The following is an 18,204-nucleotide window of genomic DNA, read 5'->3' as shown; positions in this document are numbered from 1 at the left end:
ACAGTGATCGTTTTGTTCGACACATCCGTGATCGTGATATCCGCTACATCTGTAGAAGTATAACCAAATACAGTAGCGCTGGATGCCAATTTCAGCAGTTCAGACGGTTCTATCAGGTTATCAGTTCCCGCTGTCACATCGAATTCAATTTCTTCTGCACCTACCGGAATAGTCACAGTTGCCGGGAAGGTTACATCCGTTACATCAAGCGTAGCAGAAGAGCCCGCGGCTTTGCTCAGGGTGATAGTGATCGCCTGGCTGCTGGTGATGCCTGAAGGCAGGCTCGCTTTTATTTTTATTAAACCACCTTCTGCTACAGTGCCAATAGCCGGTGTAAGGATAATTGTTTTATTCGCATTTGTGCCGGTAGCATCGGTAATAGTAATATCCGTTCCCTGTACCGTGTAACCGGCAGCACTGCCGCGCAGTTCCAACAACTCATTCACCTCAAGAATATCGTCCGCTGCCGCCAGGATACTCACTTTCGCGGAAGACTGACCCGCAGCAATATGGATCGTGCCCAGGGCTCCATGATCATCGGTACCAGCTGTGGAGGTGCCGCCGCTGCTCAATACCACGTCAATATCCGACACGGAGGTAAAGCCCTGCAAGGCCGCAGTGATCTCCGTAGAAACGCCCTCTGTTACTGTCACTGGGTTCGCGGTAAGTTGTATCAGCAAACCCGCCGGGTTGGTATCCACTACATCCAGCGAAATTTCCTGTGAAAAAGTAAAATCCGTTGCCTGCAACAGCATCTGCACATGCTCCGGCCCTTCCACAATCGCGTCAGCCTTCGCATCAAAGGTTACATCCACAAAAGTCGCCCCGGGAGTGATCACCGCTGTTAAAGGATGACCGCCGTTAAAGTCTGCGTCGAAAGTAGTGTTGCCGGTTGCTGGTGATAATGAAATATTAATGGGTATATCAGTGGTAACACCCGATGGCAGTGAAACCCTCCACTTCACATTAGCTCCTTCGGTCACACTCGCCGGGCCGGTAACCAGCAACGCGGTATTGGCAGGGGTTTTCGACTGATCGATGATGTTCACCGTTCCAGCAGCCGCCGCTGGATCGTCGAATACAGTGGCGCTGGCGGATATTTCCAGCTTCTCTGTGGGCTCCAGCACATTATCCGTTTCAGCCTGGAGCATAAAGTCTATCTCGCCCGCGCCCGCCGGTATTTTCACCGGCAAAGCATATTCATAGTCCGAAGCCTGGATACCGGCGTCGCTGCCGCTGCCCTGGCCGAGCGTAATTGTAATTTCTTCTGAAGTTTTAATTCCTGCCGGGAGCCGCACCCATACTCTCACACTGCTTCCCTCGTTCACGCTGGTTGCATCCGGAGCCACCGTGATCAGTTTGTTAGCCGGGATGGTGCTGGTCAGGTCGTTGATGGTGAACGTCAGGCCCTCTACCGTGTAGCCGCTGGCAACGCCTTCCAGGATGAGGGTTTCTGTTCTTTCCAGCAAATCGTCGTCCGTTGCGGCAATCGTGAAGGTGATGGAAGGCGTACCGTTTACAATGGTCACGGAAGACGGCAGCACTACATAATCATCATCCCCTGCGGTGGAGCCGCTCCCCGTCTGCAACGTAATATTAATATCTGCCGTGGCATTGCCTGATTCCAGCGCAGCGGTTACGGTTCTCGCCGGCTGGCCTTCCAGCATCACCAGGTCGCCAACTGTAAATATTATTTTCGTGCTGGCCGCGTCAGTAATAGTGACTGACTGGGTGGCGCTGGAGGTGGTTCCAAGAATCGTGGACGAAGCAACTACATCCAGCACCTCGGGGATTTCAGTAATAGCGTCTGTCACCGCTTCCACATCAAAGGTCACGCCGTTCTGCCCTACAGGAATAGTAACCGATGCCGGCAGGATATAATCACCGGCGATAACAGCCGAACCACCACCCGCGGCCAGGTTCACGACTACGGGTTCCTGGCTGCGAAGGGCTAGAGTTCTCAGCCTTGCCCGCATCTGCGTTTTTTGCCCTTCTGTAATGCTGGGCAGCGTAGCCGGTTCCAGCACAATTTGTTTATTGGATGCCGTCTTGGAAGTAAAATCATTGATGAGGATGCTTCCATTCACAAAGGTGAACCCACTTACATTGCCCGTCAGTACCAGTGTTTCGTTGCTCTCCAATATAACGCCGTCTCCCTTCAGCATAACAGTGAAAGGCATGGAATTAGCGCCGGCTGTGAATGTAACGGACAGCGGCAAAGTGGTATTAAAATCATTCTGATCCGCGGTAGAACTTGCGTCCAGCACAAGATTCAGCGTGAAGGGAGAATTAAAGAAAACGCCCGGCGGCAGGGAAATGGTACCGTCTATCGATTTGGCGCCTGTACCCTCATCGATGCTGGCAGCGGCGAATGCAATGGTAAATATCCTTCCGGCCGGGTTGTCAAGAATATCGAGGTTGGACGGTATTACGCTAAACGCGCCATAAGTGTCGGAAGCAGCTGCGTCAAAATACCAGAACTCCTGGTCTTCCAGCGCGCCATCGTCCAGGAGGTCTATGTTATATGTTATGTCATGACCATTGGCCGGGATGGTAAGCGAAACGGGGAATACCGTATTGAGGTCGCCCTGTTCCGCGGTATTGGCGGGATTGACCTCGTTGATGGTGATCAGCAGCGGATCTTCCGTGGTCACGCCTGCGGGAAGGCTGGCAGTCATGGTGACGGTAGTGCCTTCCGCGCCCTGCGGTACAGCGAAAGTAATGATCCGGTTGTCCGGGTTCAGGCTGGTGGTATCAGTGATCGTGATAGCCGTGGTATGTACTTTCGGATCGCCGCCGATGTTAGTGCTGGCTTCTATATCAAGCTGCTCGTTCGTTTCCAGCACCAGGTCGCCCACAGCGGTAAGCTCAAATTCTGTTTCCAGCAGGTTGGCGGGAATGGTCACCTGCGCAGGCATACCGGAATAATCGGTCGTTTCAGCAGTGGAAGCACCCAGCCTGTTCAGGTTCACAGTGAGCGGGGTCATTAAGGGCACGCCCGTCATCCTTACTTTTACTTTGGTTTTCTCTCCTTCCTTGATGGTGGTCTTTTCCGGTTCTATAAATATTTTATTCTCATCATCGTCTATGATCGTGTATTGCGTGGAGGTATTGGACGCAGCCAGCTGCAGGTGTGGCGCGCAGGTGGGCGCTACCAGCGAAACGGTAAATGATTTATCGAAAGCCGATTGCGTGGTGTTGCCGATAATTTCAATCGGCAGGGGCAGCTGTTCATTCACATACGTCCCGGGAAGTATGACGAGTTTGTTATACAACACCCTGTAATCCACGTTCGGCACCGCAGGATGCGTGCCGGACGGCGTTACCTGTATTTCCAATACCTGCGGCAGGTTGAAGGAAGCGTTGGCCACGTTCAGGAAAAGGCCGCTGATGGGATGCACCGCGTCGCCCTCCGCCACATCCGCTGTAGGGGCCGGGTTGAGGCTTAGATCCGCTGTTTCCATCATCATATTGGCCCAGGTTACTTCCAGGTTGGGATCCATCATATAAAGGGCAGCCATTTCCGTGACATCGAAGCCCACGGCAATCTGCCTCGTATCATGGGAAATTTCACCCGCCATGTCCGAGTTAAACATTTCCAACACCGTATGCACGGCGATGCCGCTGTTGTCCGGCACTGTTTTAATGGTGTTGGAAAACGGGAACCCGTTCCCGGCCTTCAGATCCCTGTCTGCCACGGGCCCTGCGTAATAGGACGCAAAACCCTGCTCCGTTGTTTTAAACACATGTGTGCCGCTAAGCCCGGAGGGGCAATCGGCGCCGCTTTTTGTAACGCCTACCATCCGTGGCGTAAAACCGGTAATGCTGCCTGCTTCGAGGTAATCATTGAGCTGAGCGTCCACATCCAGGCCCTTAAAGCCCGTCCCGCAGGTTTCTCCATTCATCCAGGCCGCTTCGGAAAGATAAAAATGCACCCAATACGGGCCGCCCCCGGAAGCGTTGGGCAGTCCTTCGTTGGTGCTTAAATAATAATTGATGAGGTAATAAGATTTCCCGGCCGTATAAACATATTCGGTGGAAAGATTATAGTCGGCGTTGCCACCGCTTTTGAAAGTAGTTTGCGTCACTACCCGCCATGGATTACCGGCGCTGCCGTCTCCCATCACATCGGATATATTACAGGCCCTCAGGTAAGTAGCTACCTTGGGTTCCAGGATGCCCATCTTCCGTTCAAACACGACGGAAGTGCGGAGCCCTCCCCTGTCGTACCGGGGCTTGGCCGGGTCCAGGCTGAACTGGTCCACACCGTTGCGGCGCACCATTACGCTGGAGTCCGTGATGGTGATCTTGAGGTCTCCCCCCGTTTCGCCCCCTGTGGGGTTGATCACTACGGAAGGCGCCTGGGCGCTGGCCATACCGCTCAAAAGGATGAGAATCAGCAACATACCCACGGCGGAAAGGCGGAAATTTCTTATGCCGGCAAACAGGGCGCTGTTTTTCTTAGGATAGGATAGGACTAACATAGTAACATTAAAATTTCTTTACATACACACTAGATATCGGGATAGTGACGTTATACTCCGGATTTTCCGGTGAGGACGGTCCTGGCTTTGCGATAAATGCACGGGCGTGGAATGCCTTTTCTCCTCTCAAAAGCCCACCAGGGGCGCTATTACAATACCAATGACTCCAAAAAATAATATGTATTAATCTGGTAATACACCTCACCAATTAGCAAATGTATATTATTTATAATATTAAATCAAAAAATAATTGTATTTATTTCTCCATATATAATTTAGGAGGTTAGGCCGGGAGGCGTTCAGGATGACAGGGATAGGGTCCTTAATTAGCATTATGTGGAAAGTTAAAATAAAGGTAGATTTGCAAAAATTTATTCGGAATGTCAACAATAGCTAAATCCAAAATTGATTTGAGCCTCAAGTACAAAGTAAAAGATATGTCTTTGGCTGAATGGGGTCGCAAGGAAATTGAGCTGGCGGAAGCCGAAATGCCGGGCCTTATGGCGCTGCGCGAAGAATACGGTAAATCCCAGCCCCTGAAAGGCGCCCGCATAGCCGGCTGCCTGCATATGACCATCCAGACTGCCGTACTGATAGAAACCCTGGTTGCCCTCGGTGCTGAAGTACAATGGAGCTCCTGCAACATCTTCTCCACACAGGACCATGCCGCTGCGGCCATCGCTGCTGCCGGTATCCCGGTTTACGCCTGGAAAGGCCTGAACGAAGAAGACTTCAACTGGTGTATCGAACAGACGCTTTTCTTTGGCAGCACAGACCGCCCGTTGAACATGATCCTGGACGACGGTGGTGACCTCACCAACATGGTGTTTGACGTTTATCCCGAACTGATCCAGCACATCAAAGGCCTGAGCGAAGAAACCACTACCGGTGTTCACCGCCTGTACGAAAGAATGAAGAACGGCACTTTACCGATGCCTGCCATCAATATCAACGACTCCGTTACCAAATCCAAATTCGATAACAAGTACGGCTGCCGCGAATCCTGTGTGGACGCTATCCGCCGCGCAACCGACGTAATGATCGCCGGTAAGGTAGCTGTAGTAGCTGGCTTTGGCGACGTGGGCAAAGGCTCTGCAGAATCTCTCGCAGGTGCGGGCGCCCGTGTGATCGTTACCGAGATCGACCCTATCTGCGCCCTCCAGGCTGCAATGGAAGGTTACGAAGTGAAGAAAATGGCCGATGCGGTAAAAGAAGCCGACATCATCGTGACCACCACCGGTTGCCGCGACATCATCACCGGCGAACACTTCAAAACCATGAAAGACAAAGCGATCGTGTGCAACATCGGTCACTTTGATATCGAGATCGACGTGGCCTGGCTGAATACCAACTACGGCCATACCAAGGTGGAGATCAAACCCCAGGTGGACAAATACACCATCGACGGGAAAGATATCATCCTGCTGGCTGAAGGCCGCCTCGTGAACCTGGGCTGCGCTACCGGCCACCCTTCATTTGTGATGAGCAACTCTTTCACCAACCAGACCCTTGCCCAGCTCGAACTGTGGACCAACTCCGCCAGCTACGAGAACAAGGTATATGTGCTGCCCAAGCACCTGGACGAGAAAGTTGCCCGCCTGCACCTGAAGAAGATCGGCGTGGAACTGGATACGCTTACTTCCGCACAGTCTTCCTACCTCGGCATTCCCGTGGAAGGTCCCTTCAAACCGGAATACTACCGTTACTAGTCCTGACGGTGAATCATATCAAAAAAAGCAGCGCCCATAGCGGGCGCTGCTTTTTTTATTTTATAAGGCTATAGCCTTATATTGGGTCATTATAAGTCTACAGGCTTATAATTAGGTATTATAAGGCTATAGCCTTATATTTGTGGCACGCACATTATGAAAACGAATGCAGCCGTCATAACCGGGGATGTTATCCAGTCCTCCCAGCTCGCCCCCCAGGCGCGTGCAGACCTTCAAAAGGTGCTGGACAACGCGTTTGCGGCCGTAAGGAAAAAAGAGAAGAGCTTCAGGGCGGAACAATACCGGGGAGACAGCTTCCAGGCGGTTATTACCCAACATCCGGAAACAGCCCTGCATAGCAGTCTCGTGCTGCTGGCCATGTTGTGGAAGGAAGATTTTAAAGCAAGGCTGGCCATCGGTACGGGGGAAATTTCCTTTAATGCGAAAAAAATAGTTATTTCAGACGGGGAGGCATTCCGCAATTCCGGTCCGTACCTGGATGAACTGAAAAAAAAGAACGGGCTCATTTCCGTGGTCACTCCTTCGCCCGGCCTCAACCAGGAATGGGAGATCCACTGCCAGACGCTTTCTTTCCTCATCGAACGGTGGAGCGCCCTCCAGGCGGAAGCAGTACTGGAACAGCTGAACGGCCTCACGCAGGCGCAAACCGCTGAAAAGCTGAACATCCGCCAGCCCGCCGTTCAGCAACGGCTGCAAGGCGCCGGGTGGCAGACCATCAGCCTCATACTCCGGCGGTTTGAACAACAGGTGGCATCAATGGTATAAACACCTACGATAACAACAGGCGCTATGCCCGTTTAAACCATATCTTATGTTATTGCTCATCAAATGGCTCTGCGCCCACCTCCTGGGAGATTTCGCATTGCAAACCAGCCGCATCGTTCAGCATAAACGCCGCCGTAAAGCCGGCTCCGGGTATCTTTACCTGCATTGCCTGATCCATGGCCTGCTCATTTATCTTTTTACGGCCGCATGGACGCAATGGCTGGCACCTGTAGCCGTTGCCGTTACCCACTTCTTCATTGATCTCTGGAAGCTGCACCGGAAAGACAACGGGAAGAATTTCCTCATAGACCAGGGACTGCACCTGCTTGTATTGCTCATACTCTGGCTGCAGGTAACCCATGGCTGGAACGATGTAACTCCCTGGCTGCGCGACCTCTGGCGGAATACAACCTTCTGGGCCGTGGCGCTCGGCTACGCCGCCGTAATATGGCCCGCCGCCTTTTTGCTGGGCTTCGCCACCAAACGCTGGCGCGACCAGGTGGCGGACGCCCGCCTCAGCAATGGTAAAGGCTCCCTCAGCGAAGCCGGCAAATGGATCGGGATATTCGAAAGGGCGCTGGTGCTCACTTTTATCGTTACCAACCATTTCGAAGGCATCGGTTTCCTGATCGCGGCCAAATCCATCCTCCGCTTCAACGACCTGAAAGACAGCGATAACCGGCGCGAGACGGAATACGTGCTCATCGGCACGCTCATGAGCTTTTCAACCTCTATTTTTATCGGCTCCGTTGTGATGTTCCTGCTGCAATAATTGTAATTTTGCGGCATGACCAAGCTGAGTGTAAATATCAACAAGTTTGCCACGCTGAGGAATGCACGCGGCGGCAACCTGCCGGACATCATACAGGTAGCGAAAGACTGCGAACGCTTCGGGGCGGACGGTATTACGGTACACCCCCGGCCGGACGAACGGCATATCCGTTACCAGGATGTGCGGGACCTGAAACCCATCGTGACCACCGAATTCAACATCGAGGGATATCCTTCCAAAGATTTTATGGACCTGGTACTGGACGTAAAACCCCACCAGGCCACCCTGGTGCCGGACCCTCCGGGCGTGCTCACGTCCAACAACGGCTGGGACACCGTGCATTACCAGTCTTTCCTGAAAGACATCATCTCCACCCTGAAGGCTGCCGGCATCCGCGTATCCATTTTCCTCAATCCTGAGGTGGACAAGGTAGCAGGCGCAAAATCGGCCGGGGCAGACCGCATCGAGCTTTACACCGGTCCTTACGCCGAAGAATATACGAAATCGCGCACCCAGCCGCAGAACTTCCGCCTGTTCAACGACTATAAGAACACTGCCAAAGAAGCCAGCGCCATCGGCCTGGAACTGAACGCCGGGCACGATCTGAACCTGGACAACCTCCGGTTCTTCAAGCTTCACATCCCCCAACTGAAAGAAGTATCCATCGGCCACGCCCTCGTATGCGACGCCATTTATTTCGGGCTGGAAAATACCATCCAGCTGTATAAAAGGCAGCTGCAGGATTAAGCTTTTTCAACTTAAAAAATAAAAGGGCCACCCTGCTGTAATGCCGGGCGGCCCTTCTCTTTTGATCAGATATTTTTCAGGATGCTTCCAGCTTCTCCCATCCCGTTTCCTTGTACCGCATATACAGCAGGTACAGTATAGCCGAAGAAATCAATCCAAAAACGATCACCATCACCATATAAGCCCAGCTGATATCCTTACCCACGAACCGAAGGCCGTAATGCGCAAACCCGATCACGCCGGGAATGGCCAGTATCAGCAGGCTCTTCAGGAAAGTGCCCGCCCCCTGTTTTATATTCAGCTCGGAAGAAAAAGGCAGCTTGCGCAGGTAGATCGACGCGAACAGCAGATTGATCAGCACCACGTTCACAAAACCCAGCAGCAGGTCCGGCAGTATCTTTATGCCCCAAACACCCAGCGAAAACAAGGCGATGAAAATATAGAACGGCAGGAAAAACTTGACCAGCGTGGCTTTGAAAGCGCCCATCAGCAGCTCCCCGGGCGTTTTCACCGGCGCGGCATAATACACCCATGCGGCCTTGAATTTATCCGAGTACATGATGTTGCTGATGGCGGTGATGAACACGAAGCTGCTGATATAGATCAGCAAAATGAACATATTCGTTTCCGGGAGGCTGGCCCATGCCTGTGCGGGCGATCCCTGCTTTCCGCTGAAAAGGAAATATGCGAAATACACGATCACATAGGCGAGGGAAGGATATACTTTTAATTTGAAATCACGGCTGCGACCGGTGATCATCCACACCAGCTCGAAAGAAAGCCGTTCCAGCCGGTTTTTGCTGGAAAGGCGGGCCAGTGTTTTATACAATGGCTTTTTGCCGGAACTTACCTTCACTTCCTTTTTTACTGCTTCCGGCTCGCTTCCGCTGAGCATAGCCAGCTTCCGGTTGAAACTGGGAGCAAATACCCTCACCACCAGCCAGAGGCTCAGGAAAGGCACCAAAATGGCCAATGCGATGTACAGCAGGTTCAGCCCGCCGAAGTTGAGCTCCGAAACGCCCAGGTGCGCGCGGGCAAACCAGTACGTAGGCGCGAAATTCACCCAGGGGTAATCCGCCAGGTTCAACTGGGCAAGGTCTGTATTTTTGATCAGCCGGGGCGCGAGGTAATACGTTGCGAACACTATAATGGAAAAAACGATCTGCAGATAGTTGAGTATCTCCTTGAAACGCTGGGGGGTGGTCAGTTTCAGCGCCACCAGGTACACAGCGTTGATCAGGAAGATGCAGAAAACGCTCAGCAGTAATACCATCACGCCAAACCAGCAACCCGGGCCGATGCCGTAACGGATCGCCACGTACACGAAAGCCGGCGCAGCCAATGGGCCCACGATCTTCGAAATATGGATCATGATATGCAGCAGTCTGCTCACCACCACGGTCTTATCGTTCACCGGCCGGGGCAATATCACGTAATTATCTTTTACATCTATCAGCACGCTGGTAAAATCGGAGATCAGCGTGATGCTCATCATCACCATAAAAATGCTGAACCACAGGAAGAACTGCAGCAGCAGGTTGCCCCCGAGCATAAAAATAAAAAGATAGAAAAAGCCCATCAGCAGCGACACCAGCACGATGGCCCAGGAGCCGTTCTTTCGGGGCTTGTTCTGCTGCTGCTGGCGCATGCTGGTGTAGGCATTGGGGCGGCGGTCGTCCATCTTCAGCTTCACGTCCAGTATGGCGCGCAGCTGCACAACGTTTACACCCATTTTTTTCCAGAGCGGGTTGAAAAGGGAAATGATAGCGAGGAAAAATTTGTTCATCGTTGTGTCTGTTTATTGGCCAAGGGCGTTGATAAAAGCATCGGCATTGGTACTGAGCTGCTGCTTGCCGGTAAGCCGCGCAAAGATCCGCTCCAGCGTTTCGTCGTCCGACGATTTGAGGGAGCTGAAGGTGCCGTCCGCCACAATACTTCCTTCGTCTATCAGCACGATCCGGTCAGACACTTTTTCCACCACGTCCATCATATGCGAGCAGTAAAAGATCGTCTTGTTCTCTTTTTTCAGCAGGGTCATGATCTCTTTTACGATGATCACCGCGTTGGCGTCCAGGCCGGAAAGCGGCTCGTCCAGGATCACGATCTGCGGGTTGTGCAGCAGGCCGGAGGTAATAAGCACCTTCTGGCGCATGCCTTTGGAGAACGTGTCCATCCGCTGGTCTTTGTTTTCGAGCAAACCAAAGGCCTGGAGCATGCGCGCAGCCCTTTCTTCGATCATCTCGTCGTCCAGTCCGTAAAGCTTACCCACGAAAGAAAGGTATTCCATCGGCGTGAGCACTTCGTAGATCTCGGCGTTCTCGGGCACGTAGCCGATGAGGCTTTTGATGGTCATCGTATCCTCGCGGAGGTCCTTTCCAAGGATGCTCACTTCTCCTTCAAAATCGCCCAGCAGGCCGATGAGCACCTTCACCGTGGTGGATTTGCCCGCGCCGTTGGGCCCGATGTACCCGATGATCTGGCCGGGGAATATGTCGAGGTTGATGCCTTTCAGCACTTCTTTATCACCGTAATGTTTCCTGAGATTCCTGATAGAAATAATTGGCTGCATATCTGATGTTTTCCGTTGTTATAAAGTATAGGCTTCATCCGGCTTCCAGCCGATGCGATCCCCGAATTTACCGAATCCGGTCCATTGATTGAGCGGAATGCTGAGGCCGATGTGATTAAATGCGATGGAACGCTGGTACCAGCTGCGGGCGTATCGCAGCTGTATTTTCTGTACAACCACGCCAAGGCCGAACGAAAAACCGCTCAGCCCGCCCTGGTTGGGCAATGCAAGCTCCCGCCTGCGCAGGTGGTTGTAACCGGCCGTCACCTCCACATACTTCCCGATCTCGAACTGCGCGGCCAGCACAAAATGCCGGAAGATATTGTCCATAGTCCCGCCGTTCCTGCGGATGGTGTCTCCGTTCTCGATGATAATGTTCTCTTCGTCAGCAGGATCGGCGTAGCGAACGTCGAACTGGTAAATATGGTGAAGGGTGGCGGACAGCTGCAGCGGCACATGTTTCAGCCGTTTGCTCACGCCCGCCTGCAGGTCGAAGGGCAGGCCCTCGCGCGCTCCCGCGGTATATTTTGTGAACTGCGTTCCCATGTTCTTTGCCAGCAGCCCTGCCTGCCAGCCGCTGGCCGTATCCCTGAAGGCAATGCCTACGTCTGTACCGATGCCCGTGGCCCTGAAATCCAGGTAGCGCGAGCGGATGTATCTGATGCTGATGCCATAATACCATTTTTCCAGGTACCTGCGCGATGCGCTCAGCTGCCAGTAGAAGTCCACCGGCCTGAAACTGCCCAGCACATTCCCGGCTGCATCTGTATGCGTCATTTCCCCGTAACCGGTGTACTGGATGCTGGTGGCGAAAGTGGTGGCAATGGACGGCGCATGCCAGGCAAAAGCGAAATTGGAATATTTCACGCCGCCCACGTAACCGGAATACCCTGCCTGCAACTGCGTATGCATGGCGGGGCGCAGCAGCGCGGGGTTCATCAGCGCGAGGCTCAGGTCTTTCCCCTGCTGGCTGACGGTCATGCCGCCCAGCGCGGTGATCTGCGGGGAAGGCGGCAGGTCCAGGAAAGCGAAGGTTTTCCTCCCTCCCAGCACCTGGGCTCTGGCATAGGCGGATAATAACAGCAATATGAATAGTAAGCGGTATTTCAATGGTAATTGTTGCGGACGGTAAGTTACAACAAAAGAATAAAGCCGCCCATCAAGGCGGCTTTATTCAAACCCTTAAACAATCAACATGCGCTCACTTTGTTCTAAAGTGAACTTTGGTTGCATGGCCATCCGGGAATGGACAAGCCGTGCTTCCTATCTCTTTAATAACGCAGTTTCGAGCACTTGGTTCATTTCCTTCACATAATGGAACTTCAGCCCCTTGATATATTCGGGATTGATGTCCTGTATGTCTTTTTCATTCTGCCAGCACAGTAACACTTCCTTGATACCGGCGCGTTTGGCGGCCAGTATCTTTTCCTTGATGCCGCCTACAGGCAGCACCTGCCCGCGCAGGGTGATCTCCCCGGTCATGGCCAGGTAAGGTTTCACGCGGCGGCCGGTGTAGGCCGAAGTAAGCGCGGTGAGCATGGTAACGCCCGCGCTGGGACCGTCTTTCGGCACAGCGCCTTCCGGCACATGCACGTGAATGGTCTTATCGCGGAACATTTTCGGATCGATCTTGTACGCGGCAGCATTTGCCTGTAAATAGCTGAGCGCGGTCACGGCTGATTCTTTCATCACATTCCCCAGGTTGCCGGTGAGCTTCAGATCGCCTTTGCCTTCGCTGAGGCTGGATTCGATGAAGAGGATGTCGCCGCCTACGTACGTCCAGGCGAGGCCCACGGCCACGCCGCTCGGGTTGCCGGTCTTGTATATTTCGTTACTGTATTTCTGTTTGCCCAGCGCTTTGATCACCCTTTCTTCGGAAATGGTGTCTTTGAGCTTGGTGCCCATCGCCACGTCTTTGGCCAGGGAGCGCATGATGGCGGCAAATTGCCTGTCCAGTTCCCGCACCCCGCTTTCACGCGTGTAATCTGCAATCACTTTTTCGATCACCTTGTTGGCGAAAGTGAATTTGTATGCATCCAGCCCGTGCGCGGCTTTCTGTTTGGGCAGCAGGTGCCTTTTGGCGATCTCTACTTTTTCTTCGATGGAATAACCGCTCAGGTCTATGATCTCCAGCCTGTCGCGCAGCGCGATGGGAATGGCGTTGATGTTGTTCGCCGTGGCAATGAACAGCACTTTGCTGAGGTCGTATTCCATCTCCAGGTAGTTGTCGTAGAAGGTGCTGTTCTGTTCAGGGTCCAGCACTTCCAGCAGGGCGCTGGCAGGGTCTCCGCGGAAGTCGTTGCCGATCTTGTCTATCTCGTCCAGGATCATCACGGGGTTGCCGGATTTCACCTTGCGGATGGTCTGCAGGATGCGGCCGGCCATGGCGCCGATATAGGTTTTACGGTGACCGCGGATCTCGCTTTCGTCGTGCAGCCCGCCCAGGCTCAGCCTGGCGTATTTGCGGCCGATCGCGTTAGCTATAGAGCGCCCCAGCGAAGTTTTACCGATACCCGGAGGGCCTACGAAGCAAAGGATGGGCGATTTCATGTCGCCTTTCAACTTCAGCACGGCGAGGTATTCGAGGATGCGCTCCTTGATCCGGTCCATGCCGTAGTGGTCGTTATCCAGCACCTTCTTGGCCTTTTTCAGGTCATAGCTGTCTTTGGTGTATTCGTTCCAGGGAAGGTCCAGCATCAGGTCCAGGTGGTTATACACCACGGAGTAATCCGGCGTGCTGGGATGCATACGTTCCAGCTTTTCGATGCCTTTGGTGAAAAGCTCTTTCGCCGCATCAGGCCACTGTTTCAGCTCGGCCTTGCGCTGCATTTCCTTCACCTCGCGGTCGTTGGAATCGCCGCCCAGCTCTTCCTTGATGCTTTTCATCTGCTGCTGCAGGAAGTATTCCCGCTGCTGCTTGTCCAGGTCTGCCTTGGTCTTGTTGTTGATCTTGTTCTTCAGCTCGGCCAGCTGCAATTCCACCTGCAGCAGCTTCATCAGCAGCTCGGCGCGCACGCGCAGGTTGTTGATCTCCAGCAGCTGCTGCTTGTCTTTTACATCGCTGTTCAGGTTGCTGCTCACGAAATGGATCAGGAAAGGCGCGTTCTCGATGTTCTTGAGAATGATGCTGGCTTCTGAAGGGATATTCGGCGACAGCTGTATGATCTGCGCCGCAAGGTCTTTGATGGAAGACACATACGCGTCGAACTCGGAATCGTTCTCCTCCATCTCGTCGGGCATCAGGTCGTAGCTGGCTTTGAAGTACGGGTCTTCGGTGAGAATGCTCTTTATCCTGAAGCGCTTGCGCCCCTGGATGATGATGGTAGTGCCGCCATCCGGCATTTTGATCAGCTTCACGATCTTGGCCACGGTGCCCACATCGGAAAGATCGGTAATACCAGGTTCTTCGATATTACTGTCTTTTTGCGCCACCACCCCAATCATTTTGTCAGTCTTGTACGCATCGTTCACCGCCTTAATGCTCTTGTCTCTCCCCACCGTAATGGGCAGCACCACGCCCGGGAACAGCACGGTATTGCGCAGGGGCAGCAATGCCAGTTCCTCCGGGATCTTGTCATCCTCCTGCCCTTCGCCGTCTTCGTTCAAAGGAATAATGGGCATAAACTCCATTTCCTCTTCTGTATTGCCTAAAAAAAATGTGTTCATCTGTCAGTTTTAAGTACCGGGACATATTGTCAGTCTACCTCCTCAAAATGCCCCCATTTAAAGAGTATACCTATATAGTCAACTTTGGTGCCATGATGAAGATAACAAAAAAGACCGCCCCTTGCGGGTGCGGTCTCGTTCAGTTGTAGGTATACTTTTTATAATGTAATACCTACGCCCAATTGAATAGACTGATTCCTCCATTTTTCGGGGGAAGTGGTGTTTTCGAAAGTAACGTCGTTCACGTCGGAAATACCGATCACGTAACGGGCGCTGATGTTCACGATGGGCAATTGCAGCCACAGGCCGCCTACCGCGGAAAATTCACCGGATTTGAAAGCGGATTTCCCTTCTTCGAATACGCTGGTCTTTTTGCTGGTCATAATGCCGAACTGCGGGCCTACCTGTAATTTGAAACGGGGAGAGCCCAGGTCTATATTCGCCAGAACGGGAATGCTGAGGTAGTTGAGTTTTGGTTTGTCCTCTTTCAGCTGGTCGATGTCATAAACATCATCAAAATCGGAGGTCACTTCTGTTTTGGTAGAAGAAAAGATCAATTCAGGTTGTATGCCGAAACCTTTCATCAGGTTGATCTGGGCGAATGCGCCTAAGTGGTAGCCCAGTTTAAATGCATCATCATAACCGGTCCCGTCTAATTTACCAAGGTTGGCGCCACCTTTGATACCGAAGCGTAATAATTTTTGCTGTGCGTTGGCAGTGGATACGGTTACACATGTGATGACTGCTAAGGCGAAAAACAGTTTTTTCATACATTGATTTGTTTAGTGTTAAGCTCTATTTATCTTGATAATGAGTACATTGCCATTCATAAGACGCAGGAAAAAACACAGACCCCTACAGTTAATACAAAAGTCATGCTAAATACCTTTTCCCGGGAATAACGCGGATATGCGGAGATTAGTTCGGGGGCTTTCAAAAATGTTTTACTTGGAAACTAAAGGGTAACGCTCACGCTGGCGGTGAAGTAGCCGGTGATGGAAGTGTCTTCGCCCTGGAGCAGCTTGAACACAGTATAGGAAGGCGATATCGCCACTCTGCCGATGATGTATGAAGCTCTCAGGCCGAAATCCACTGCGCGTGGCTTGAACGCGCTGCCGTCGCTCAGCACGGTCTCAAAGTGTTCTTCCACACCTGTACCCGGGGCCGGGTTCGGGCCGGGCCGCCCTCTTCCCCTTCCTCTCCCTCTTCCATTTCCATTCCCCATTTCTTTTTTCTCCTGCTTTTCTACAATGCTGGAGCGGTTTGCGTAGCGGAAACCTTTGAGGTTACTGAAATATTTTGCGGTGCCGGTGGTAAGCGAGGCTACCGGCATGACTAATATGGCGTCGTCTTTTTTAAGCACGTCCAGGAAAAGGAAAGGGTGCCGCACATCGAGAATGACATTAAAATCGTTGCCTTTTATGCTGAGGTTGTTCACGCCATCGGATTCCTTATATTTTCCCCAGCCGAAATCGAGGCTGATACCGGGTTCCAGCCACCATTTGCGCCAGAAGAAATAGGCGAATAATTCGTTGGTGATGGGCGTGGGCGGCACGTCGGTGGAGTCGCGGTAAAAATACCTGGTGTAGGATGCGCCCGCTAAAAAATCACAACTCTTCGTGTAGTCGTAACCGGCAGAAAGGTCCAGCTCGAACCAGGGCCTTTGTGTGGCGCCCAGCAGGTAATAGGCGTATGTGGATGCGTAGAGCCCGCTCTTATGATTGTAGGAAACATTGGGCGATAAAAAGGATTTCATGTTCACCGGCCTGAAAGCATCGGTGGTCTTTCCACCGTAGGCGGGGTTATTCCCGAACCCCAGCCCGATCACCCATTCGTTCTTCGGTTTACGGTTGAGCAGCGAGTCCAGCTGCCTTTCCAGGTCGGCCAGCGTTTGCAGGTCCGCGGCGCTTTGTCCCGCCACTTTCAGGACGGAGAGCAGTATAGCCAGCATAACGAGGAAATGGCTTTTCATCACCTGCAATATAGCTAAAATCAGACCAGTTCAATCACGGTGATCTCCGGCAAGATGCCCACCCTGCCCGGGTAACCGAGGAAGCCGAAACCACGGTTCACATACAGCCGCTGTTTTCCGTCCTGGTACAGGCCGGCCCATTGTTTATAAATGTATTGCGCCGGGCTCCATTTGAAGAAAGGTATTTCCACGCCGAACTGCATGCCATGGGTATGGCCGGCCAGCATGAGGTCGATGTCCTGGTAATTGGAGCGCACCTGCCCGTCCCAATGGGTGGGGTCGTGCGAAAGGAGTATTTTGAAGGGAATGCTTTCGCTGCCGGCGTATGCGGCGGCCAGGTCGCCCTTGCGGGGGAACCGCGGGTTGGCGCTCCAGTTCTCCACGCCCAGCAGGGCTATTTTGTCGCCGTCCTTTTCCAGCACGGTGTGCTCGTTCATCAGCAGCTTCCAGCCCATCTCGCCATGCATGGCCTTGAGGCGTTCCAGGTTGGCCACTTTCATCCTGCTCCGGCGGTCCGCATCGTAATCAGGCCATGGGTAATAATCCCCATAGTCGTGGTTCCCCAGCGTGGAATAAACGCCCATCGGCGCCTGCAGCTGGTTGAAAACGGCGAGGTAATCGTTCATTTCATCGGCCTTGTCGTTCACGAGGTCGCCGGTGAACAGGATCAGGTCCGGCTTCTGGGACTTTATCAGGTCTATGCCTTTCTGCACGGCTGCCTTATCGGTAAAGCTGCCGGAGTGAACGTCCGATATCTGCACGATCTTGAGCCCTTTAAAAGCGGTGGGTAAATTATTGAAAGTGAGGCGGATCTTGCGGACGTGGTAATTGTACTTGTTACTGAGCCCGTACAGCAGGGTGCCCAGCATGGTACCGCCGATGAGGAAGCCGGTTTTCATGAGGAACTGGGACCGGCTGATGCCTTCCGTTTCGCGGTTGCCGTCTACCGCCGCGGCCACTTCCGGGGCGGAGCGGAACTTTTCATAGACCCACACGATGGCCCGGCGGCCATCGTCTGCCAGGAGGAAGAGCACGATCAGCGCTTTGGCGAAAAACAGCCCGAAGGCGAAGGTGAGGTAATAAGAGCGGGCTTCCATGAACTTTTCCCAGGGAATGCTGGAATAGAAGACGATAGAAGATATTACGATGGCGGAGGTCAGCCAGTATAAACTGAATATCAGCGTCTTCCACCTGGGGGAAAGGTTCACGAGGAGGGTGCGGAGGGCCATGAACACGTAGGTGTCCATACCGGCCATGATCAGCACCAAAATAATGGAAGACATTAAATTAGGTCCGGCTCTCATAAATAGCTATCAGTCAAAGGTTTTGAAAAATCGAACGGCAAATTTACCACAAAGGGGCCGGTTAGGGGCTCCTTTATGTTAGGGAGACGATCATGTGACTGAAAAATTGCAAAACGGGGCAAAAAAGGCTACTTTTCCCCACTGTGGTGGTGTGAATAAATAAATCAGGGGCTTGGCCGGTATTTAGGAGATTGG

At 52.8% G+C, this 18,204-nt stretch carries 12 protein-coding genes; 4 read left to right on the top strand and 8 right to left on the bottom strand.

Annotation, left to right across the window (positions count from 1 at the left end; translation table 11 throughout):
* Positions 1 to 4,484 (bottom strand): Calx-beta domain-containing protein (locus ACTJIK_RS09530; RefSeq protein WP_440646133.1); only part of this gene is annotated, 4,484 nt, incomplete at its 3' end.
* Between the two features lie 410 nt (positions 4,485 to 4,894).
* Here ACTJIK_RS09530 and ahcY point away from each other — a divergent pair.
* From ahcY to ACTJIK_RS09510, 4 genes are all read left to right on the top strand, one after another.
* Complete coding sequence (gene ahcY, locus ACTJIK_RS09525; protein ID WP_440646132.1) at positions 4,895 to 6,193, top strand: adenosylhomocysteinase; 1,299 nt, start codon at positions 4,895 to 4,897, stop codon at positions 6,191 to 6,193.
* Positions 6,194 to 6,349: 156 nt separating this feature from the next.
* On the top strand, positions 6,350 to 6,979 hold the full coding sequence (locus ACTJIK_RS09520) for a hypothetical protein (protein WP_440646131.1): 630 nt from the start codon (positions 6,350 to 6,352) through the stop codon (positions 6,977 to 6,979).
* A 46-nt stretch (positions 6,980 to 7,025) separates the two neighbouring features.
* Entirely contained in the window at positions 7,026 to 7,751 is a 726-nt protein-coding gene (locus tag ACTJIK_RS09515; protein ID WP_440646130.1) for a DUF3307 domain-containing protein, read from the top strand.
* A gap of 15 nt (positions 7,752 to 7,766) precedes the next feature.
* Positions 7,767 to 8,498, top strand: a complete 732-nt coding sequence (locus tag ACTJIK_RS09510) for a pyridoxine 5'-phosphate synthase (protein ID WP_440646129.1) — start codon at positions 7,767 to 7,769, stop codon at positions 8,496 to 8,498.
* A gap of 76 nt (positions 8,499 to 8,574) precedes the next feature.
* Here the strand turns inward: ACTJIK_RS09510 and ACTJIK_RS09505 are convergent, their stop codons facing one another.
* From ACTJIK_RS09505 to ACTJIK_RS09475, 7 genes are all read right to left on the bottom strand, one after another.
* A complete protein-coding gene (locus ACTJIK_RS09505) occupies positions 8,575 to 10,284 on the bottom strand; it encodes a hypothetical protein (protein ID WP_440646128.1) in 1,710 nt (569 codons plus the stop codon).
* Between the two features lie 12 nt (positions 10,285 to 10,296).
* Complete coding sequence (locus ACTJIK_RS09500) at positions 10,297 to 11,067, bottom strand: ABC transporter ATP-binding protein (RefSeq protein WP_440646127.1); 771 nt, start codon at positions 11,065 to 11,067, stop codon at positions 10,297 to 10,299.
* 18 nt (positions 11,068 to 11,085) lie between these two features.
* The gene (porQ, locus tag ACTJIK_RS09495; protein WP_440646126.1) at positions 11,086 to 12,177 is read right to left on the bottom strand and encodes a type IX secretion system protein PorQ; all 1,092 of its coding nucleotides are present in this window, start codon (positions 12,175 to 12,177) and stop codon (positions 11,086 to 11,088) included.
* A 153-nt stretch (positions 12,178 to 12,330) separates the two neighbouring features.
* Positions 12,331 to 14,733, bottom strand: coding sequence for an endopeptidase La (gene lon / locus ACTJIK_RS09490; RefSeq protein WP_440646125.1), 2,403 nt, complete (start codon positions 14,731 to 14,733; stop codon positions 12,331 to 12,333).
* A 158-nt stretch (positions 14,734 to 14,891) separates the two neighbouring features.
* The gene (locus tag ACTJIK_RS09485; protein ID WP_440646124.1) at positions 14,892 to 15,503 is read right to left on the bottom strand and encodes a porin family protein; all 612 of its coding nucleotides are present in this window, start codon (positions 15,501 to 15,503) and stop codon (positions 14,892 to 14,894) included.
* A 185-nt stretch (positions 15,504 to 15,688) separates the two neighbouring features.
* Complete coding sequence (locus ACTJIK_RS09480; protein ID WP_440646123.1) at positions 15,689 to 16,705, bottom strand: hypothetical protein; 1,017 nt, start codon at positions 16,703 to 16,705, stop codon at positions 15,689 to 15,691.
* Positions 16,706 to 16,725: 20 nt separating this feature from the next.
* Positions 16,726 to 17,988: a metallophosphoesterase gene (locus tag ACTJIK_RS09475; RefSeq protein ID WP_440646122.1), complete on the bottom strand. Its 1,263-nt coding sequence runs from the start codon at positions 17,986 to 17,988 to the stop codon at positions 16,726 to 16,728.
* Between the last annotated feature and the right edge of the window lie 216 nt (positions 17,989 to 18,204).

It is taken from the genome of Chitinophaga sp. 22620 (genome assembly GCF_052044405.1).
Lineage (GTDB): Bacteria > Bacteroidota > Bacteroidia > Chitinophagales > Chitinophagaceae > Chitinophaga.
This window is presented reverse-complemented; position numbering and strand designations above follow the sequence as displayed.

Excerpts from the sequence above, each read along its gene's own strand:
- ACTJIK_RS09520 (WP_440646131.1), top strand. The coding sequence starts at position 6,350 with ATGAAAACGAATGCAGCCGTCATAACCGGGGATGTTATCCAGTCCTCC.
- ACTJIK_RS09515 (WP_440646130.1), top strand. The coding sequence starts at position 7,026 with ATGTTATTGCTCATCAAATGGCTCTGCGCCCACCTCCTGGGAGATTTC.
- ACTJIK_RS09510 (WP_440646129.1), top strand. The coding sequence starts at position 7,767 with ATGACCAAGCTGAGTGTAAATATCAACAAGTTTGCCACGCTGAGGAAT.
- ACTJIK_RS09505 (WP_440646128.1), bottom strand. The coding sequence starts at position 10,284 with ATGAACAAATTTTTCCTCGCTATCATTTCCCTTTTCAACCCGCTCTGG.
- ACTJIK_RS09500 (WP_440646127.1), bottom strand. The coding sequence starts at position 11,067 with ATGCAGCCAATTATTTCTATCAGGAATCTCAGGAAACATTACGGTGAT.
- lon (WP_440646125.1), bottom strand. The coding sequence starts at position 14,733 with ATGAACACATTTTTTTTAGGCAATACAGAAGAGGAAATGGAGTTTATG.
- ACTJIK_RS09485 (WP_440646124.1), bottom strand. The coding sequence starts at position 15,503 with ATGAAAAAACTGTTTTTCGCCTTAGCAGTCATCACATGTGTAACCGTA.
- ACTJIK_RS09480 (WP_440646123.1), bottom strand. The coding sequence starts at position 16,705 with ATGAAAAGCCATTTCCTCGTTATGCTGGCTATACTGCTCTCCGTCCTG.
- ACTJIK_RS09475 (WP_440646122.1), bottom strand. The coding sequence starts at position 17,988 with ATGTCTTCCATTATTTTGGTGCTGATCATGGCCGGTATGGACACCTAC.